Source organism: Streptomyces sp. NPDC014006 (genome assembly GCF_043088925.1).
Classification (GTDB): Bacteria; Actinomycetota; Actinomycetes; order Streptomycetales; family Streptomycetaceae; genus Streptomyces.
Genome location: NZ_JBICAJ010000017.1, coordinates 86,094 through 105,857, shown reverse-complemented (window position 1 = coordinate 105,857; position 19,764 = coordinate 86,094). Strand labels below are relative to the sequence as shown.

Sequence of the window (19,764 nt, the reverse complement as noted above, 5' to 3'; positions counted from 1 at the left end):
CCTTCACGGGTCAGGCAGCCGGGTCGCGTTCGATGGGGCAGCTCATGCAGCGCGGGCCGCCGCGTCCGCGGCCGAGTTCGGCGCCGGCGATGGTGACGACCTCGATGCCCTGCTTGCGCAGGAAGGTGTTGGTGGCGACGTTGCGCTCGTAACCGACGACGACACCCGGGGCGACGGCGAGGAAGTTGCTGCCGTCGTCCCACTGTTCGCGCTCGGCGGCCCTGATGTCCTGCGGCGCGGAGAGCATACGGACCTTGTCGATGTCCAGGGCCTCGGCGAGCGCGGTGGCCAGGACGGAGTTCGCGACGACGTCGAAGCCGGCCTCGCGGGTGTCGCTGGGAACGAGTGTCCAGGAGCGCAGGGAGTCGGCGAGGCCCGGGTAGATGGCGAACGCATCGCGGTCGAGCATGGTCAGCACGGTGTCGAGGTGCATGTAGGCACGGGTCGCAGGCAGTTGGACCGCTATCAGCCGCCTCGCCGTGCCGCTCGCGAACAGCCGGGCGGCCAGGTTCTCCACGGCCTGGGCGGTGGTGCGCTCGCCCATGCCGACCATGACGGCGCCGTTGCCGAGGACGTGCACGTCGCCGCCCTCCAGGGTGCCCACGGCACCGCCGAGCAGAGACCGTGGGGCGACGGAGGCGAACATCGGGTGGAAGCGGTAGATCGCCTCCGCGTGCAGGCTCTCACGGCGCCGGGCCGGTTTGGCCATCGGGTTCACCGTCAGACGGTCGTACAGCCAGCATGAGTTGTCGCGTGGGAAGAGGTGGTTGGGCAGTGGTGGGAGTGCGAAGTCGTCGGTGTCGAGCGCGCTCCACACCAGGCTGTGCGGGTCGGCAAGGGGCAGATCGCTCTTGAGCAGTCCGCCGATCAGGTATCCGGCGAGCGTCTCCCCGTCGAGCTCGGCACACAGGGCGCGCACCGGGTCGATGAGGGCCGGTCCGACGATGGCCGGGGTGAGGATCCGGTCCAGCAGCCATGCGCGGGCCTCGGGGACGTCGAGGGTCCGGGCGAGCAGGTCGGCGAAGTAGTGGACGCGGACGCCGTGGTCGCGCAGGGCCTGGGCGAAGGCGTCGTGCTCTTCGCGGGCCCGCTTGGCCCACAGGATGTCGTCGAAGAGCAGAGCGTCGACGTTGCGCGGCGTCAGGCGCGAGAGTTCGAGGCCGGGGCGGTGCAGGACGACCTGGCGCAGCCGTCCGACTTCGGAGTCGACGTGGAAGGTGTTCATCGCGGGAGTTCCTCCGAGCAGCGGGGCGGTCAGTCCTGGTGACGGGAGTCGTTCGGCTTGCGCGGTGCGCGCGTGCGACCCGTGCGCGGGCCGCGGGAGAGCCGCGGGGCCGGCGCAGGTGTCTCGGGCGCCCGCTGCGGCCGGGTCCGGCTTGCCGTGGCCGCGGCGTCGGCCACCCGTTCGTCCATGGCCTGGCCCCGCTTGAGCCAGACGTACACCGGCACGCCCAGCAGCAGGACGAACAGGCCGTAGTAGACGGTCTGGTAGCCACTGCCCTGGATGGACCAGTAGGAGAAGGCCAGTGCCAGAACGGCGACGGTGACATCCCGGGCGAACCGCCGCGGGCTCAGGCTCTCCGGAGCCCGCACCAGCAGCCAGTACAGCTGGGCGGCGGCGGAGAACAGGTACGGGATGACGGCGGTGAGCACGCTGAGCAGCACGATCTTGGTGAAGACGTCGTCAAACCGGGTGTAGCTGAACACCGTGATCAGCGACGCCAGCACCGTGGAGGCGACGATGCCGAAGACGGGCACGTCACTTCCCCCGCGCAGTCGGGAGAAGGCGCGGGGGAAGAGGCCGTCGCGGGCTGCGGCGTACGGCATCTCGGCGCACAGCATGGTCCAGCCGTTGAGGGCGCCGATCCCGGAGATGATCGCAGCGACCGCGACAACGTCACCGGCCCAGGTTCCGCCGAAGACGTTGTTCACGGCGTCCGTGAAGGGAGCCGTGGAGCCGCCCAGCTTGCCGTGGGCGACGGTGCCGAAGACCGCGAGGGTGCCCAGGATGTAGATCACCGCGCAGACGAGAGTGCCGTAGACCGTGGCGCGCGGCACGTTGCGTCCGGGTTCCCGGACGCGTCCGGCGACCACCGAGGCCGCCTCCAGGCCGAGGTAGCTGAACAGGGCGATGGCGCCCGCCGCGGAGATGGCGCCGACCGCCGACTGCCCGCTGGCGTTGAAGGGGCCGAAGTTGTGGGGGTCGATGAACAGGAGCCCGACGGTGGCCATGAAGACCAGCGGGACGAACTTCAGCACGGTCGTGATCACTTGGAACGCACCCGTGTTGCGCACACCCGTGAGATTGATCGCGGCGGGGATCCACAGCCCGACCAGCGCCAGCGCCACGGACACCCACTTGTCGTGGCCCTTGTTGACGAACACCTCCACGTAGCCGACCCACGCCACGACGATGGCGGCGTTGCCCGCCCAGGCGGTGATCCAGTACGACCAGGCGTTGAGGAATCCCGTGAACTCGCCGAACGCCTCACGGGCGTAGACGTACGGCCCGCCGCTGGCGGGAACGCGCTTGGACAGCGACCCGAAGGTCGACGCAAGCGCGAGTGCGCCGAGGGTGACGACGACGAACGCGACGAGCGAGATCGGCCCGTAGGGGGCGAGGGCGGAAGGCAGCGCGAACACTCCGGTACCGATGATGCTGCCGATCACGAGGGCGGAGGCGGCGGGAAGGCCGAGCGCCGGCGCCCTTCGCTTCCCGTCCTGTCTGGACGCGGACATGGCTTACTCCTTGCGCAGTTCGTGAGGGTGAGTCGATCTGCGACGATCTTTCTGTGCCCCGCCGCCCGGGGTCAGTGGCCGCAGGCCCCCTGCTTCCGGTCCGATGGTCCCGGCCCCCGGGGCCCGCTCAGCCCAACGCGGCCACGACAGCCGACAGGAGCGCCGACCATGCGTATGCAAGTCCCCGTACCTGGGCTGTGGGCCGGGACGGGCGACCTCGCGCACCCCTTACCCGGTGCCGTCCGCTCACCTGCCGGGCGTCACCGCCCACGAGGACCCAGACCCTGCTCCATGGGTCACCCGGCCCGGGCAGCAACCCGCGGCTACGCGGCACGAGTTCACAGGTCTCCCCCGGCTCCCCACTGACCGCTCGGTCGGGCAGCTCGATGTCGACCGGCATCAGGTCGGAACAGAGCTTCCTGGCAGTACTGCCCTGCCTCGACACGCCGGCATCGGGCGAGGGACCAGCCGTGGACCAGGCTGCTGACGGTGGAACCGTGACTGATGCGCTCCAGGTGGTGGTCGACAGTCAGCCCTCCTTGAGGGCCGCATTTCCGCAGGACTCGCCCTCACACGCGCTGGAGTACGACGGCCACGGGTGCGAGCGAGCGGTGAAGGAGCGTGTGAGCGACCCGGCCGAGTTGAAGGCCGGCATGGCCGTGCCTGCGCCGCGCCCCCACGATCACGACGTCGGCGGCCGCCGAGCGGTCCGCCAGCACCCTGCGGGCCGGGCCCTCCACGATTGCGCGGTGCACCCGGGCGTCCCGGTGGTCGGCGGCCACGTCCCGCAGCAGTTCGTCGAGCCGGGCGACGGCACGTTCCTCGTGGTACCGGGCCGGTTCCTCGGCGCGTGCGGCCGTGTCGGTGCTCTCGTGGGCGGGGCAGCGCCAGGCTCGGCCACGTCGAGGGTGCAGCCGCGCACCTCGGCCTCGTGGAAGGCGAACCGGGCAGCGTCCGAACCGGTGGTGGCGTCTGCGGCGACGAGAAGGACGCGCCCGTGACTGCCGACGAGACCGGCTGGTCCGCCTCGGACGACGATCACCGGAAAGTGGGCGCGGGCCGCGACGGCCAGTCCTGTCGACCCCGGTAGCAGTCCCGCCGGCTCAGCACGGCCCCGTGGTCCGGTGATCACTGCCGTGGCGTTGTCACCCTGGCTCGGGAGGGCGTCTGCCCCGTCGGCGAGCACCACGTTCGTGGACGTCTTCACGTCCGTCCGGGTTGCGTCTGCTGACGCGCTGCGCCGCGGATGCGCCAAGGCGGCGTACGGCACGGGGGGTGGTTCGGGCCCTGCCGTGGCCGTTCGGCCCATGGTCGTCGGCGATACGAGGCTCGGCCATCACTGAGCGACGAGTCCGTGGGCCCGGAACTGCGCGCGGACCCGTTCGGTGAGGAGGGAGTCCGGCACCGGTGTGTTGTGGAGCGGGAAGGGGATGCCGAGGGCGTCGTACTTCGCTGCTCCCAGCTTGTGGAACGGCAGTACGTCGACCCGTTCGACGCTGCTGAGGCCGGTCACGAAGCCGGCCAGGCCCTCGACGGCCTGCGGGTCGTCGGTCCAGCCGGGGACCAGGACGTAGCGGATCCACATGCGCTTGCCGAGCCGGTCGAGACGCCTGGCGAAGTCGAGGGTGGGCGTCAGCTCGCCGCCGGTCAGCCTGCGGTACGTGGCGGCGCTGAAGGACTTGATGTCCAGCAGCACCAGATCGGTGTCGGCGAGCAGGTCGTCACCGGCTCGCGCTCCGAGGAAGCCCGAGGTGTCCAGGGCGGTGTGCAGCCCGGCTTCCTTGCAGCGGCGCAGGACGGCGCCGGTGAAGGCGGGCTGGAGCAGCGGCTCGCCGCCGGTGACGGTCACGCCGCCGCCGGCCGTGGTGACGAAGTCGCGGTACCGGCCGATCTCCGCCATGACCTCGTCGACGGTCGTCTCCCGGCCGTCGCGCAGGTGCCAGGTGTCGGGGTTGGCGCAGTACAGGCAGCGCAGCGGGCAGCCGCTGACGAAGAGGACGAACCGGGTCCCGGGACCGTCCACGCCGGTGGACAGGTCCCAGGAGTGGATCCGGCCCGTGAGCGGGGCGGCGACGGTGTTCACAACGATCCGTGGAAGGTGCGGCTGATCACGTCGAGCTGCTGCTCACGGGTCAGGCGGACGAAGTTGACCGCGTACCCCGAGACCCGGATGGTCAGCTCGGGGTATGTCTCCGGGTGTTCCATGGCGTCCTCCAGGACGGCCCGGTCCAGCACGTTGACGTTCATGTGGAAGCCGCCGGCCGACATGTAGGCGTCGAGGATGCCGACCAGATTGCCCGCCCGGTCCTCGGGAACGTGCCCGAGCCCTTCGGGGGTGATGGTCGTGGTCAGCGAGATGCCGTCCCTGGCCTGCTCGTACGGCAGCTTCGCCACCGACAGGGCCGAGGCGGCCACCCCGTGCCGGTCCCGGCCGTTCATCGGGTTGGCGCCGGGGGCGAAGGGCGCGCCGGCGCGGCGGCCGTCGGGGGTGTTGCCGGTGTGCTTGCCGTAGACGACGTTGGACGTGATGGTCAGGACCGACTGGGTGTGCTCGGCGTCCCGGTAGGCGGGGTGCTTGCGTACCTTCGCCATGAAGGACTCCACCAGGCCGACGGCGATCGTGTCGGCACGGTCGTCGTTGTTGCCGTACGCCGGATACTCCCCCTCGGTGCGGTAGTCCACGGCGAGTCCGGTCGCGTCGCGGAACACCCTCACCCGCGCGTACTTCGCGGCGGACAGGCTGTCCACGGCGACCGACAGTCCGGCGATGCCACAGGCCATGAAGCGGTGCACGGGATGGTCGTGCAGCGCCATCTCCAGGCGCTCGTAGGCGTACTTGTCGTGCATGTAGTGGATGACGTTGAGCGTGTTGACGTATGTCTCGGCCAGCCAGTCCAGGACTCGGTCATAGGCCGCCGACAGCTCGTCGTAGTCCAGGTACTCGCCCGTCAGCGGGGCCGTCTCCGGGGTGATCTGCTCTCCGGTCATCTCGTCGCGGCCGCCGTTGACGGCGTACAGCAGCGCCTTGGCCAGGTTGACGCGCGCGCCGAAGAACTGCATCTGCTTGCCGACCGCCATGGCGGAGACGCAGCAGGCGATGGCGGTGTCGTCGCCGGTGCGCGGCCGCATCAGGTCGTCGGACTCGTACTGGACGGCGCTGGTGTCGATGGAGACCCGGGCGCAGAACTCCTTGAAACCGGCGGGCAGGCGCGGCGACCACAGCACGGTCAGGTTGGGTTCGGGGGCCGGGCCGAGATTGTGCAGCGTCTGCAGGAAGCGGAACGAGGTGCGGGTGACCAGCGGTCGGCCGTCCAGACCCATACCGCCGATGGTCTCCGTCACCCAGGTCGGGTCGCCGGAGAAGAGGGTGTCGTACTCGGGGGTGCGCAGGAACCGTACGATCCGCAGCTTGATGACGAAGTCGTCGACCAGCTCCTGGGCGCGCGTCTCGTCGAGCACACCGTCCTCGAGGTCGCGCTGGAGATAGACGTCGAGGAAGGTGGAGGTACGGCCCAGCGACATGGCGGCGCCGTTCTGCTCCTTCACCGCCGCCAGGAAGCCCAGGTACAGCCACTGGATCGCCTCATGGGCGGTCGTGGCGGGACGGGAGACGTCACAGCCGTAGCTCTCCGCCATCTCCGTCAACTCGCCCAGCGCCCTGATCTGTTCGGCGAGTTCCTCACGGTCGCGGATGACGTGCTCGGTGGAGGGCCGGCCGTCGAGCAGGGAACGTTCGGCGCGCTTGGCGGCGATCAGCCGGTCGGTGCCGTACAGGGCGACGCGCCGGTAGTCGCCGATGATCCGGCCGCGGCCGTAGGCGTCGGGCAGACCGGTGATGACGCCGACCCGGCGGGCAGCACGCATGGCGGCGGTGTACGCGTCGAAGACGCCGTCGTTGTGGGTCTTGCGGTAACCGCCGAAGACCTTGGTGACGAAGGGGTCGGGCTCGTAGCCGTACGCACGCAGGCCGTTCTCCACCATGCGCAGACCACCGTTCGGCATGATCGCGCGCTTGAGCGGGGCGTCCGTCTGCAGTCCGACGATCAGTTCGCGGTCGCGGTCGATGTATCCGGGGGCGTGCGAGGTGATCGTCGAGGGAGTGGCCGGGTCGACGTCGTAGACACCCCTGCGGCGCTCCTCGGGGAACAGGGCGCTGACCTTCCCCCACACGGCGCGTGTGCGGTCCGTGGGACCGGTCAGGAACGACGCGTCGCCCTCGTAGGGCGTGTAGTTGGCCTGGACGAAATCGCGTACGTCGATGCGCTCGCGCCACGTCGTCCCGGCGAATCCTCGCCAGGCCTCCTCGGTCCGGCTGCCGGTGGTCACGGTCGTCGTGGTCATCACAGGTCCTCTCCCTGAGTGGCTCCGCCTTCGATCCTTCTCCTGTGCCGCTGCGGCGGGCAGTGCCGGTCAGGGCAGCCGGCCGTTCCGGTCGGCCCCGGCGGCCTGGGCCGACCGGCCCTGTCGGCGGGACGCCCGGCACCTGCCGGACACTCGTTCAGCGGTGAAGGCTGGAGGGCACCGACCCCACCAGCCGAGGAGCAGGCGTCATGGTCCGTTGCGTGTACGACTTCGCGGAAGGCGGCCGTGACCTGGCCGGCCTGCTCGGCGGCAAGGGGGCGAACCTGGCCGAGATGACACGGCTGGGTCTGCCCGTGCCGCCGGGCTTCGTCGTCACCACCGAAGCCTGCCGGGCGTACCTGGCCGGCGGCGCGGAGCCCGCGGGCATGTCCCGTGAGGTGTCCCAGCACCTGGCCGCGCTGGAGCGGTCGGCGGGCCGGCGGCTCGGGCAGCCGGACGACCCGCTGCTGGTGTCGGTCCGCTCCGGGGCGCGGTTCTCGATGCCCGGCATGATGGTGACGGTTCTCGACATCGGCCTGAACGACGACTCCGTCGAGGGTCTCGCGAAGACCTCCGGGAGCCGGCGGTTCGCCTGGGACTCCTACCGTCGCCTCCTGCAGATGTTCGGCGCCACGGTCATGGGAGTCGATTCTGCGCTCTTCGAGAACGTCATGACCGAGATGAAGGCCGTCCGGGGCGTCCCCGACGACGTCCACCTGACCGCCGACGACCTCGCCGCGCTGGTGGAGACCTACAAGAGGCTGATCCGTGACGAGACGGGCCAGGACTTCCCCCAGTCCCCCGCCGAGCAGCTGCGCCGCGCCGTCCTCGCGGTCTTCGGGTCGTGGAACGGCGCACGGGCCCGCCTCTACCGGCGCCGCGAACGCATCCCCGACGACCTGGGCACCGCCGTCACCGTGCAGCGCATGGTCTACGGCAACCTCGGTGCCGACTCCGGCAGTGGCGTCGCCTTCACGCGCGACCCGGCCACCGGACGCCGCGGTGTGTACGGCGACTACCTGCCCGACGCACAGGGCGAGGACGTCGTCGCCGGCATCCGCAACACCGTGCCGCTGAGCGACCTGGAGCACCTCGACCCGCGCTCCTACCGGCAGCTGCTCGATCACGTGGACACCCTGGAGCGGCACTACCGGGACCTGTGCGACATCGAGTTCACCATCGAACGCGGCACGCTGTGGATGCTCCAGACGCGGGTCGGCAAGCGCACCGCCGAGGCCGCCTTCGCCATCGCCGCCGAGCTGACCGACGAGGGGCTGATCAACGATGACGAGGCGCTGGCCCGGGTCGGCGGCGAAGGACTGGCCCGGCTGATGTTCCCGCGCTTCGACGTGGCGCGAGTGGGCGATCCTCTCGTCCGGGGCATCCCGGCCTCACCGGGTGCCGCCGTCGGGGCGGCCGTCTTCGACTCCGTCGAGGCGGTCCGGCGGGCCGCGGCCGGCGAGAACGTCGTCCTCGTACGGCAGGAGACCACCCCTGACGACCTGCCCGGGATGGTCGCCGCCCAGGCGGTGCTGACCAGCCGCGGCGGCAAGACCTCGCACGCGGCCGTCGTCGCCCGCGTATGGGCAAAGTGTGCGTGTGCGGGGCCGAGGAGCTGTCCGTCGACCTCGACGGCCGCCGCTTCACCACCCGGGACGGCACTCTGATTGTGGAAGGCACCGTGCTGTCGGTGGACGGCAGCACGGGCGCCGTGTAGGCCGGGCCGGTTCCTCTGGCCGACTCCGCGGTGCTGCGCTACCTGGGGACCGGCCGGACCGCGGAGGAGGACGACCGCGTCGTCGAAGCGGTCGCCGGGCCCTGGGGCGCGCCGACGCCGTGCGGCGGCTGGAGGTCCGCGCCAACGCCGACATGGCCGAGGACGCCGCCCGAGCCCGCCGATTCGGGGCCCAGGGCATCGGGCTGTGCCGCACCGAGCACATGTTCCTGGACGACCGGCGCAAGCTGGTGGAGGACATGATCCTGGCCCGCACCGACAGCGAGCGCCGACGGGCACTGGATGCCCTCCTGCCGCTCCAGCGGGCGGACTTCACCGGAATTCTGGAAGCGATGGACGGCCTGCCGGCCACGATTCGACTGCTGGACCCGCCGCTGCACGAGTTCCTGCCCGACCGCACCGAACTCTCCGTCCGCCTGGCCGCGGCCGAGGTCCGCGGCGAGCGGCCCGACCCGCACGACGCGGAGCTCCTGGACGCGGTGACCCGCATGCACGAGGAAAACCCGATGCTCGGGCTGCGCGGCGTGCGTCTCGGCCTGGTGGTGCCGGGCCTGTTCCCGATGCAGGTGCGAGCGGTCGCCGAGGCGGTGGCGCACCGCATCCGCGCCGGCGGCGATCCGCGGGCCGAGATCATGGTGCCGCTCGTCGGCGACGTGGCGGAGCTGCGCCTGGTGCGCGCGGAGGTGGAAACCGTCCTCGCCCAGGTCGCCGAAGAGTCCGGCCAGCCTGTGCGGTGCCAGCGGCACCATGATCGAGCTGCCCCGTGCGGCGCTCACGGCGGGCCGGATAGCCGAGCAGTCGGAGTTCTTCTCCTTCGGCACCAAAGATCGGTGTGTGCGGGGAACACGGCGGCGACCCGGAGTCCATCCACTTCTTCCACACGGCCGGGCTGGACTACGTCTCCTGCTCGCCTTTCCGCATCCCGGTGGCCCGTCTGGAGGCCGGCCGCGCTGCGCTGGAGGACACCGACGCGAGCGACAGCCGGTGAGCGGGACTCACGGCCCCGCGCACGGGGCCGTGCGGCCCTGGGGCCGGTCCGGTCCCGGTAGCAGTCTGGAGGCCGGAAGAAGCGATCAGACGGTCAACAAGGAGTGGGACATGACGACCAGCGACACCGGTGCCCCCGTGGTGCTGATCAGGAGCGCGGGAGCAGTGGACGACGACGCGCTCGCCTACGTCCGCGAGAAGGTCGAGGCAGTCCTCGCGCGGCCCGGGCTGCCGCCCGCGCACGCTCAGGTGCGGCTGAACCGATCCGCGGCACACCATGTGCGCCGGCCCTGGTTCGCCGCCGCCGAGATCCGTCTGGGCGGCGAACTGGTGGTAGCCCATGCCCAGGAAGCCGACGCACGCGAGGTGACCGACCAGCTTCAGGACCGGCTGCGCAGCCGGCTCGAGCGTGCCACCCACCGCTGGGACACGGCCCGCAGGTCGGCCGCCGCGCCGCCGTGGCGCGGCGGCCCGGCGTTCTAGCGGCTCGCCTGGCGCCCGAGGTGGGGAGGACCCGTCCCTCCTCACCGCCGTGGTGAAGGAGGACAACCATGACGAACCGAACCGTCGGCGAGGTGATGACCCAGGACGTCGTACACGCCCGCCGGACGACGCCGTTCAAGGAACTGGTGCGGTTGCTGGACGCCCACCGCATCGGCGGGTTGCCCGTGGTCGATCACGACGACAAGGTCGTCGGCGTGGTCTCCGGGGCCGATCTGATCCGGCAGCAGGCCCGCCGGGGCGGGCGGGCCGGTACCACGGAGGTCACGGCGGGGGCGCTGATGTCCACTCCGGCGATCACGGTGCATCCCGAGCAGTCCGTGCCGCAGGCGGCGCGCGTGATGGAGCGCCACGGCATCGAACGGCTGCCGGTGGTGGACGAGGAGGACCGGCTCATCGGCATCGCCACCCGCCGCGACCTGCTGCGGGTGTTCCTGCGTACGGACGACGAGATCCGTGTTCAGGCGGCGCAGGCGGTCGTCGCCGGCGTGCCCCATGTGCCGCCGGGTGCCGTACGCGTGGACGTACGCGACGGGGTCGTCACGTTGACCGGCGGTGTCGAGCGCCGCAGTCAGGTACCGGCGGCGGTGCACGCGGCCTGGCGGCTGGACGGCGTCGTCGGTGTGGTCAGTCAACTGTCGTTCCGGGTCGATGACTGCGCGACGGAACCGGCCCGCGCGGGCACACAGCGGGGCGGCCGGGCGATGCCGTGATCACCTCCGCGGGTACCGGGGCCGTCCGGCCCTCACCGAGCGGGCCGGACGGACCCGGGAGGGGACCATCAGCGCCTGCTCAGAGCCCTCGCTCCCCGGAAGAGTGAAGGAAGGGCGACACGCACCGCACGCGGTGCCGCTCACCAGCGCACCGCCGGACCTGACCGGCGGGCACCGACGTACCCGGAGGCGCACTGCCATGACCCGACAGGAAGCCGGAACCCCGGCCACGCCGCTCAGTGAGGCGCCGTCGGACACCGACATCGCCGTGGACCGCCTGGTGACGGCCGGACTCAAGGCTCTGGCCGACTACGAGGCCCTCACCCAGGAGCAGGTCGACCACATGGTGAGGAAGGCTTCCGTGGCGGCGCTCGACCAGCACACCGTGCTGGCTCGGCTGGCGGTGGAGGAGACCGGGCGCGGAGTCTTCGAGGACAAAGCCGCCAAGAACATGTTCGCCTGCGAGCATGTCACGCACAGCATGGGCCGGATGCGGACGGTCGGTGTGATCGCCCGCGACGACGTCGAGGACATCGTCGAGATCGCCGAGCCCGTGGGGGTGGTGTGCGCCGTCACGCCAGTCACCAACCCGACCTCCACCACGGTCTTCAAGGCGCTGATGGCCCTCAAGACGCGCAACCCGGTCGTCTTCGCCTTCCATCCCTCGGCCCAGCGGTGCAGCGCCGAGGCCGCCCGCATCGTGCGCGACGCGGCCGTGGCCGCCGGAGCTCCGGAGAACTGCGTGCAGTGGATCGAGACCCCTTCCCTCGACGCCACGCGGACGCTCATGCACCACCCGGGCGTCTCCCTCATCCTCGCCACCGGCGGCAACGCCATGGTCAAGGCCGCGTACTCGGCGGGCAAGCCCGCCCTCGGCGTGGGCGCCGGCAACGTGCCCGCGTATGTGCACCGCAGCGCCGACCTGCGCCGCGCCGTCAATGACCTGGTGCTCTCCAAGTCCTTCGACAACGGCATGATCTGCGCCTCGGAGCAGGCCGTCATCGCCGACGCCGAGATCCACGACAGGCTGCTCGCCGAGTTCCGCAGCCTCCACGCCCACCTGGCCACCGCCGAGGAGAAGGCGAAGCTGGAGGCGTTCCTCTTCCCGGCCGGTGCGGCGGGCACGGGCTGTGAGCCGAAGGTCAACTCCCGGGCGGTCGGACGGAGTGCGGCGTGGATCGCCGACCAGGCGGGCTTCAGCGTACCCGCGGACACCTCCGTGATCCTTGTGCGAGCGGACCATGTCGGCGCGGACGAGCCGCTGACCCGTGAGAAGCTCTGCCCGGTGCTCGCCGTGCTGCGTGCCCGGGACGAGCGGCACGGGTTCGACCTCGCCGCGGACATGGTCGCCTTCCACGGGCAGGGCCACAGCGCCGTCATCCACACCGCGGACCGTGAGCTGGCGGAGGCGTACGGCCGGCGCATGAAGACCGTGCGCGTCATCGTCAACTCCCCTTCGTCGCAGGGTGCCATCGGCGGCATCTACAACAACCTGCTGCCCTCGCTCACGCTGGGCTGCGGATCGTGGGGCAGCACGTCCGTGTCGAACAACGTGTCCGCCGCGCAGCTGCTGAACGTCAAGCGGGTCAGTACCAGGCGCAACAACCTCCAATGGTTCAAGGTGCCCCCGAAGATCTACTTCGAGCCGCAGGCCATCCGCTACCTGCAGTCGATGCCGGATGTCCACCGCGTCACCATCGTCACCGACGCCACGATGACACGCCTCGGCTTCGTCGACCGGGTCAGCGGCGTCCTGCAACGCCGCGCCGAGCCCGTCGTTCTCCAGATCATCGACAACGTCGAACCCGAGCCGAGCATCGACTCCGTCCGCCACGGTGCCCGCCTCATGGCCGATTTCCGCCCGGACGTGATCATCGCACTGGGCGGGGGCTCCCCCATGGACGCCGCCAAGGTGATGTGGCTGCTGTACGAACAGCAGGCCGCCGGGAGGGACGTCGACTTCTCCGACATGCGGCAGAAGTTCTCCGACATCCGCAAGCGCGCGTTCCGCTTCCCGGCCCTCGGGAAGCTGGCCCGGCTGGTGTGCGTCCCGACCACGTCCGGGACCGGCGCCGAGGTCACCCCCTTCGCGGTGATCTCGGACCCGTCGACCGGTAAGAAGTACCCGCTGGCCGACTACGCGCTCACGCCCAGCGTGGCCATCGTGGACCCCCTGCTGACCACCGCGCTGCCCCCGGCGCTCGCGGCCGACAGCGGCTTCGACGCCCTCACCCACGCCATCGAGGCGTATGTGTCGGTATACGCCAACGACTTCACGGACGGCCTGGCCCTGCACGCCATACGGCTGGTGTTCGACCACCTGGAAACGGCGGTGAACGACCGGGCCGGCAGTGCGGAGGCCCGCGAGCGGATGCACAACGCCGGAACCATCGCCGGTATGGCGTTCGGCAACGCCTTCCTCGGCATGGTGCACGCCATGTCACACACCCTCGGCGCCACGTTCCACATCGCCCACGGCCGCACGAACGCCGTGCTCCTCCCCCACGTCGTCCGTTACAACGGCACCGTTCCGGCCAAGCTCACCGGCTGGCCCAAGTACGAGCACTACCAGGCCCCGGAACGCTTCCAGGACATCGCCCGTTGCCTCCGGCTGTCCGCGTCCACCCCGGCCGAGGGAGTGGAGTCCCTCGCCGGTGCGATCGAGCAGCTGCGCGACGCGGTCGGCATCGAACCGTCGTTCCAGGCTCTCGGTATCGACGAGCGTGCCTTCCTCGACGCGCTCCCCCAGCAGGCCCTCAACGCCTTCGAGGACCAGTGCGCGCCGGCCAATCCGCGCATGCCGATGCTCGCCGACATGCAGCAGCTCATGCTCACCGCTTACCACGGGACCGCCACGGCGGCGGTCCGGGCCCCTGGAGGTACCGATGTCTGAATCCCCGTACACCGTGAGCGACGTGATGACGCACACCGTCGTCGCGGTCGGCAGCGAGGCGCCCTTCAAGGACGTCGTGGAGCTGCTCGAGCAGTGGAAGGTCAGCGCCGTGCCGGTGCTGGCCGGCGAGGGCCGAGTCGTGGGCGTGGTCTCCGAGGCGGACCTGCTGGCCAAGGAGGAGTTCCGGGACACGGACATCGGTGATCTCGCCGAGCGGATCAAGGCTGGCGCCCTGACTGCGGGCGAGCTGATGAACGCCCCAGCCGTGACCGTGCACGCCGACGCCACCGTCGCCGAGGCGGCCCGCATCATGGCCCGCCGGCACGTCAAGCGGCTGCCCGTCGTGGACGGCGTCGGCCTGCTCCAGGGCGTGGTCAGCCGCAGTGACCTGTTGAAAGTGTTCCTGCGCTCCGACGAGGAGATCGCCGAGGAGATCCGGCGTGACGTCCTCGCCCTGCTCCCCGCCGGTGACACCTTGATCCCGTCGGTCACCGACGGGATCGTCACCCTGGAGGGTGCCCTCCCCGAGCGCGGGCTGGTTCCCGTGATCGTGCGGGCCGTGCGTGCCGTGGAGGGGGTCGTGGACGTCCGTGCGGAGCTCACCCACCGGTGAACACGACAAGGGGCCCTGGCGGCGGCGGAACCGCTGCCAGGGCCCCTCGGCCTGCGCGGGGTCAGCCGGTACCGACGCTTCCCCTCTCCTCGGCGACACGGGCCGCCCACTCCTCGATGCGGGTGAAGTCCCGGAAGTCCCCGCCCTTGCCGTTGCGCAGGATCATTCCGGCTACGCTCCCTTGGCACCCTCCTCCAGGCAGCCGCCGAAGGTGGCGTGGTCGCCGGCGTCCAGCCGGTCCATGCCCCGCCGGACGCCGGGCACGATGTCCCGCTCGGACGCGGAGGGGTCCAGCGGGCCACTGCTGGACAGCCACGCGGGGCGTTCGGACACGGCGCGCCGGTTCCTGCGCGCGTACCGGCGGGCGTCCTTGTGCCGGCGCCCCGTGTGCACGGCACCTTTCGCCGACCACGGCGTCGGTTTCAGTCGCGCTGTGGCCGTTGCAGGGGCCCTGCCCTTTGAGCGGTACATGGCAGGCTCAGCAGTCCCCTCGGGTGACGTCAAACTCGGTAGTGGAGAAGGAGAGGCGGAGACCGCGAATGACGGGGGTAGCTGGTGCCGCAGCCCGACCTGGACCAGCCTGCGTCCGAGAACAGCCGGCTCCCGACTGTCCGCGCTTGCAGGCCGTGGTCATACTCCCTCAAGCGTGACCGGTCCCAACGACCGGTTAGCGCCCAAGCCTCCGGCATCGTCCGGTGCTGCGAAGAGCGCATGCGCTCCATCACCTGATTCGAGGGACAGGCGCACCGAAACAGCAGCTGGCGGCAGCCACTGGACCGCGCAGCCGCGTTGTCGTCCCACACGGTCCGGCCCGAGCAAAGGGAGGTCTGAGCTGGGCGCGTCTCCGGCAGCGGGCGAGGGGGCGGTCCACGTATTGCGTCAAATCACTTCGTCGGCCGCCGTTTTCGGGCGACCATGGCAGCCGCAATGTCGGGGTGGGAAGGTGATCGTGCCGTATGCCCGATTCCAGGTCGGTCTCGGATGAGCGCATGGCTCTCGCCCGGCAGTGGGACATGCTGGTGGAGGCGGTTCGTTCAGCGGGACACAGCGCTTTCCTGCGCCCGCCGCCGCTGCTCACGCTCCTGCAGGCCGCGGCAGGCGGCCCCGTCGTGACGGTCAATGTCAGCGAGCGCCGGTGTGATGCCTTGATCACTCGCACCACGGGCGTGACGTCCCTCCCCTTGCCGGACCTCACCTGGAAGGGCGTCCAGGAACACGCTCACACTTATCTGCGTGTGCTGGCGGATGTGGACCGCACCATGCCGGCTCTCGTACGCATTCGCTCCCGTTACGACGACGGCCTGATGATGACGGCCTTCGCCGCGCAGGTGCAGTCCGAGATTGCCGAAGGCGGTGGCGGCGACGACGTACGTCTGTGCGTCGTCGGCCGAGGCCTTGCGGGAGGGGTCGGCGGGAAGCAGGAGCCGCGCGGTGTGTGCCGCCTCCTGCGCCGCCGCTATGCCCTCGGCACGCCGGCCGAGTCTCATCAGGTGGGTGCCCAGGACGGTCAAGGCCATTGCACGGGTACGGTCCTCCCGCTGGGACGGGTTGGCCCCGCGGCCGCGCAGCAGTGCCACGGCCTCGTGTGCCGCGGCTGCCGCGGACTCCAGCCGTCCCGCTTCGGCGAGCCAGGCTCCGAGGAAGTGGAGTGCCTCGGCCAAGCCGACGACGTGTTCCGGTGCGGGGCGCCACCACGTTTCGCCACAGAGCCACCGCGTAGCGCGCGGTCGCCACTGCCTCGGCGTATGGGCCCTCACGTCCCTGCTGCACGCTGAGTGCTGAGTGCTGAGTGCTGAGCACGCGGCCGCCTTGTCGGCCGCGTCGACGGCGGCTCCGGCCGGCCCGGGTACGACAGGCTCGCCCAACACGCCCGGCCCCTCGCGCCGTCCTGCGGCAGGAAGGTCCACGTCGTCACCGCAGGTGTCCTGGTCGCGATCCATGAGCCCCCTCCAGATCACGACAGTATGCCCCGACTTCCCCTTCGAGGCCCATGACTTGTGCGCTTCGCGTGAGTGTGCGAGGTCGCCAGGCGGACGCACCGCGCGGCCGGCTCGTCAGGCGCGCGGCGCTCGCCGGCCGGCTTCGGCCAACACGGCCGCAACGTACCAATGCGCCATTGGCCGACGCGGGTGGCGATGTGCTGCGTGCGGCGGAACCGAGGCGGGCTCCAGTCGACCGGGTACCGAGGCGTCGAAGTCGGCAGACGGCAGACGCGTGAGCTCCAGGCGCAACTCGTACGGCACATGGCTCTGCGTTGCAGCTGCCCGGTGAACCTCTTTCATCCTGGGGTCTGAGGAGTGAAACAGGCTGGTCAGGTGGGGTGGCGTTGGCGAAGTCCCTCGTCGTTGGTGTGGTGATCTCACTCAACACGCCGACGGCCGGGGGGCTTCGTTGGTTCCGTATCCTTCCACGCTCGGCGTCCGGCACGAGCTGGCCGAGCATGTCTCCTGACTCATCTACACCCCAAGGCGTGAACTTCGCTCGCCGTGGCGGAGGTGAGCGAGGAGAAGTGGCAGAGGCGCCTCACCTACGCCGACCGGCGGGCCCTGTCGCCGCTGTTCTGGACTCACGTGAACCCCTACGGCCGCTTCGAGCTCGACATGAACAACCGGATGGCGACCACAGCGACGACTGCTGCGGCGAGGGGCCAAGCCGCGTACACGATCCACGACCCGCTGATGGTCGCCGGGTAAGGGGCCGATGCGAAGGGGTCGCCCATCTGCACCAGTCGTTCCCACGCACTGCGGGGCAGCGCGTGAAGGATGGCGGACGACCAGCGGTGGCGGTCATTGAGGAGAAACGGCAACAGCAGCAGAATGCCGGTGAACGTCACGAGGGTGGTTGCGGTGTGCCGGACGAGGGCGCCCCGCTTCCGCCCACGGGGTGTGCAGCACCCTTGCGCCTCAGGAGGGGCTGTTTCCGGTCTGCAGGCCGAGGTTGCCGTAGATCTCCGAGGTGACCTGGGAGAAGTTCATCGTCATGAAGTGGAGGCCGGGGGCTTCCTCCTCGATCAGAAGCTGGCACATCTTTGTGGCGTGGGCGATGCCAAGCGCCCTGACGGCCTTGGGGTCATCCTCGACGGCGAGCATCTGCTGGGCGAGATGCGGTGGGAACGCGGCGGTGCTGAGGGTGGGGATGCGGCGCAGGGACCGGATCGAGGTGACCGGCATGATTTCCGGGATGATCGGCGTCGTGCATCCTGCGCGCGCCACCCGGTCGCGGAAGCGCAGGTAGGTGTCGACGTCGAAGAACATCTGGGTGATCGCATAGTCCGCTCCGGCCCGGCACTTGTCCACGAAGTTGCGGATGTCGTCTTCCCGGTCGGAGGAGCGCGGGTGCATCTCGGGGAAGGCTGCGACCCCGACGCAGAAGTCGCCGGACTCCTTGATCAGCTGTACCAGTTCGGCCGCGTACTGGACCCCTTCCGGGTGCCGGGGCCAGGGACCGAGCGGGTCGCCGGGCGGGTCACCGCGCAGCGCCAGGATGTTGCGGACGCCCTGGTCGGCGTAGTGGCCGAGGATGTTGCGCAGCTCGGAGATGCTGTGGTCAACAGCCGTGAGGTGAGCGACGGGTGTGAGGGTGGTTTCCTGGGCGATACGGCCGGTGATGTTGATGGTGCGGCCGCGCGTCGAGCCGCCGGCGCCGTAGGTCACCGAGACGAAGGTCGGTGAGAGGGCCTCCAGCTTTCGGACTGCCTTCCACAGGCGTGTCTCGGCGTCGGCGCTGCGCGGGGGCATGAACTCAAAGGAGTAGGAGCGGGCTCCCGAGGCCAGGAGGTCGCGGATGGACGCCGCGCGGTCCGTACGGGTGGTGGGCGTACCGAGAGCCATGGAAGCAGGTTAACGCACGGCAGATGTGTCCTGATCTTGTGTCCACGTGCTGATATTCGCTGAATCGGCGGTGCGGTTCGTCGCCCGCGTGGCGCCGGGTACTGGGCGTGGCTGGGACATGCGTGCGCGCAGTGTGTCGCCATCACGCGGTCGGCCCGTCGTGGATGGCGAGCAGCGGGCTCGTGCCGGCCCTGTAGTCCGAGGCCGACGGTCCTTTGGTGTCCTCCTGTCCGTTCGGCTCGTCATGGGTCTTTTCTCATCCGTGCGGCGGGGCCCTGTCGGTGTTGCTGCCGTGGCTATCCGGCGGGGGGCTGGGGGTGTTGGGGGCGTGGGGCGCCCCAGGGCGGGTCCCCCGACTGTGCGGGCAGGGGGCGGTCGTCGATGACGTTCTTCATCACGAGGGTGGAGGTCAGGCGCCCTACATCACCCTCACCGCCGCCGCCCGTCACTTCGGCATCTGGCCGGCCACCATCACCGCCCTCGAACGCGGAATCTGACGGACGCGCCGCTGCGCCGGCGGGTGACCGCCGCGACCAACAAGGTCGAGTCGTTCAACCGGTTCTCCCAGTGTGTCGGCTTCGGCAAGGGCGGCGTGATCGCCGACAATGACCCCGTCGAGCAGGAGAAGACCGCGAAGTTCAACGCGCTGCTGTCCAATGCGGTGATCTTCCATAACGCGCTCGACATCGCCGAGATCGTGCGCCAGCTGCAGGCCGAGGGGATGGACATCGCCCCGAGGACCTGGCACAGGCCTCGCCGTACCTGACCGAGCACATCCGGCGCTTCGGCGAATACTGCATCCACGAGCTCGGCGACGAGCCCGACGCGTACGACCCGCGCCTGGACGTCGACTTCACCCCTCTGCGCGGCGACGAGCCAGCGGCCGAGGGTCTCTCGGAGGCCGCGTGAGCCCGTGTCCCGAGTCGGCGGCCGTCACATCACCGCTCCACCTGGTCGGGCGTGACCTTCACGTCTCTGTGGGCTCCTGATCGTTGTGTTCTTGCTCCTGCGCCCAGGCGATCGCCCATTCGTCGAGCGGACGAAGGGCATCACGGAGTGCTGTCCCCAGCCGAGTGAGCTCGTAGCCATCGGCCGAGGGCGCGATGATCCCGCTCGATGCGAGTTCGCGGAGCCGCTGGTAGAGGACGCTGGATGACAGCCCTTCGCACCGAGCCAGCAGCGCGCGGGCGCCGAGCGGACCCGCACGCAGTTCCCAGAGAATTCGCAGCGCCCACCGACGGCCGAACAGGTCCATCGCGGCCATGAGGGGACGGCCGGTCGTCGATCCACGAACCGGTGTTCCTGGGCGCGGTGTCGGCATGACCCTCCTTGCGTTTCGTTATTCGAAACACTAGCATCCAACCGGCGTTTCTGATTTCGAAACGAACTCGAGGGGAGAGCCGATGTCGCAG

The 19,764-nt window shown here is 70.3% G+C and carries 15 protein-coding genes and 4 pseudogenes; 9 read left to right on the top strand and 10 right to left on the bottom strand.

Annotation, left to right across the window (positions count from 1 at the left end):
* Window positions 1-10: 10 nt before the first annotated feature.
* The 6 genes and pseudogenes from ACF1GV_RS38010 to pflB all read right to left on the bottom strand — a co-directional run bounded on the left by ACF1GV_RS38010 (window position 11) and on the right by pflB (window position 7,080).
* Window positions 11-1,225, bottom strand: coding sequence for an arginine deiminase (locus ACF1GV_RS38010; RefSeq protein WP_391690680.1), 1,215 nt, complete (start codon window positions 1,223-1,225; stop codon window positions 11-13).
* 29 nt (window positions 1,226-1,254) lie between these two features.
* Window positions 1,255-2,739, bottom strand: a complete 1,485-nt coding sequence (locus tag ACF1GV_RS38005; protein ID WP_391690677.1) for an APC family permease — start codon at window positions 2,737-2,739, stop codon at window positions 1,255-1,257.
* A 569-nt stretch (window positions 2,740-3,308) separates the two neighbouring features.
* Window positions 3,309-3,653, bottom strand: a complete 345-nt coding sequence (locus tag ACF1GV_RS38000; protein ID WP_391690731.1) for a universal stress protein — start codon at window positions 3,651-3,653, stop codon at window positions 3,309-3,311.
* 173 nt (window positions 3,654-3,826) lie between these two features.
* A pseudogene (locus tag ACF1GV_RS37995) lies at window positions 3,827-4,048 on the bottom strand (universal stress protein); the annotation flags it as partial.
* Between the two features lie 27 nt (window positions 4,049-4,075).
* Window positions 4,076-4,822: a pyruvate formate-lyase-activating protein gene (gene pflA / locus ACF1GV_RS37990; protein ID WP_391690675.1), complete on the bottom strand. Its 747-nt coding sequence runs from the start codon at window positions 4,820-4,822 to the stop codon at window positions 4,076-4,078.
* Window positions 4,819-7,080, bottom strand: coding sequence for a formate C-acetyltransferase (gene pflB, locus ACF1GV_RS37985; protein ID WP_391690672.1), 2,262 nt, complete (start codon window positions 7,078-7,080; stop codon window positions 4,819-4,821). Before pflB ends, pflA begins: the two co-directional genes overlap by 4 nt.
* Before the next feature lie 209 nt (window positions 7,081-7,289).
* Between pflB and ACF1GV_RS37980 the strand changes: the two genes are divergently transcribed.
* The 7 genes and pseudogenes from ACF1GV_RS37980 to ACF1GV_RS37950 all read left to right on the top strand — a co-directional run bounded on the left by ACF1GV_RS37980 (window position 7,290) and on the right by ACF1GV_RS37950 (window position 14,522).
* The gene (locus ACF1GV_RS37980) at window positions 7,290-8,747 is read left to right on the top strand and encodes a pyruvate, phosphate dikinase (RefSeq protein ID WP_391690669.1); all 1,458 of its coding nucleotides are present in this window, start codon (window positions 7,290-7,292) and stop codon (window positions 8,745-8,747) included.
* 202 nt (window positions 8,748-8,949) lie between these two features.
* Window positions 8,950-9,474, top strand: a pseudogene (locus ACF1GV_RS37975) (putative PEP-binding protein); the annotation flags it as partial.
* Window positions 9,475-9,562: 88 nt separating this feature from the next.
* A pseudogene (locus tag ACF1GV_RS37970) lies at window positions 9,563-9,803 on the top strand (putative PEP-binding protein).
* Between the two features lie 110 nt (window positions 9,804-9,913).
* Window positions 9,914-10,285: an HPF/RaiA family ribosome-associated protein gene (locus ACF1GV_RS37965; RefSeq protein ID WP_391690728.1), complete on the top strand. Its 372-nt coding sequence runs from the start codon at window positions 9,914-9,916 to the stop codon at window positions 10,283-10,285.
* Between the two features lie 68 nt (window positions 10,286-10,353).
* Window positions 10,354-11,016 carry a CBS domain-containing protein gene (locus ACF1GV_RS37960; RefSeq protein ID WP_391690666.1) on the top strand — a complete coding sequence of 221 codons (663 nt, stop codon included), beginning with the start codon at window positions 10,354-10,356 and terminating at the stop codon, window positions 11,014-11,016.
* A 199-nt stretch (window positions 11,017-11,215) separates the two neighbouring features.
* The gene (gene adhE, locus ACF1GV_RS37955) at window positions 11,216-13,909 is read left to right on the top strand and encodes a bifunctional acetaldehyde-CoA/alcohol dehydrogenase (RefSeq protein WP_391690663.1); all 2,694 of its coding nucleotides are present in this window, start codon (window positions 11,216-11,218) and stop codon (window positions 13,907-13,909) included.
* On the top strand, window positions 13,902-14,522 hold the full coding sequence (locus tag ACF1GV_RS37950; RefSeq protein WP_391690660.1) for a CBS domain-containing protein: 621 nt from the start codon (window positions 13,902-13,904) through the stop codon (window positions 14,520-14,522). The genes adhE and ACF1GV_RS37950 overlap by 8 nt, the downstream gene beginning before the upstream one ends.
* Before the next feature lie 61 nt (window positions 14,523-14,583).
* Here the strand turns inward: ACF1GV_RS37950 and ACF1GV_RS37945 are convergent.
* Both ACF1GV_RS37945 and ACF1GV_RS37940 read right to left on the bottom strand, forming a co-directional pair.
* Window positions 14,584-15,026, bottom strand: a pseudogene (locus ACF1GV_RS37945) (flavodoxin).
* 530 nt (window positions 15,027-15,556) lie between these two features.
* The gene (locus ACF1GV_RS37940) at window positions 15,557-16,183 is read right to left on the bottom strand and encodes a hypothetical protein (protein WP_391690657.1); all 627 of its coding nucleotides are present in this window, start codon (window positions 16,181-16,183) and stop codon (window positions 15,557-15,559) included.
* 834 nt (window positions 16,184-17,017) lie between these two features.
* On the opposite strand from ACF1GV_RS37940, the gene ACF1GV_RS37935 reads away from it, so the two are divergent.
* Entirely contained in the window at window positions 17,018-17,215 is a 198-nt protein-coding gene (locus ACF1GV_RS37935) for a hypothetical protein (protein WP_391690654.1), read from the top strand.
* Between the two features lie 210 nt (window positions 17,216-17,425).
* Here the strand turns inward: ACF1GV_RS37935 and metF are convergent, their stop codons facing one another.
* Window positions 17,426-18,352, bottom strand: a complete 927-nt coding sequence (metF, locus tag ACF1GV_RS37930) for a methylenetetrahydrofolate reductase [NAD(P)H] (protein ID WP_391690651.1) — start codon at window positions 18,350-18,352, stop codon at window positions 17,426-17,428.
* Between the two features lie 520 nt (window positions 18,353-18,872).
* On the opposite strand from metF, the gene ACF1GV_RS37925 reads away from it, so the two are divergent.
* Entirely contained in the window at window positions 18,873-19,118 is a 246-nt protein-coding gene (locus ACF1GV_RS37925; RefSeq protein ID WP_391690648.1) for a Tn3 family transposase, read from the top strand.
* A gap of 201 nt (window positions 19,119-19,319) precedes the next feature.
* Here the strand turns inward: ACF1GV_RS37925 and ACF1GV_RS37920 are convergent, their stop codons facing one another.
* Complete coding sequence (locus tag ACF1GV_RS37920; protein WP_201878052.1) at window positions 19,320-19,616, bottom strand: helix-turn-helix domain-containing protein; 297 nt, start codon at window positions 19,614-19,616, stop codon at window positions 19,320-19,322.
* Window positions 19,617-19,764: the final 148 nt, after the last annotated feature.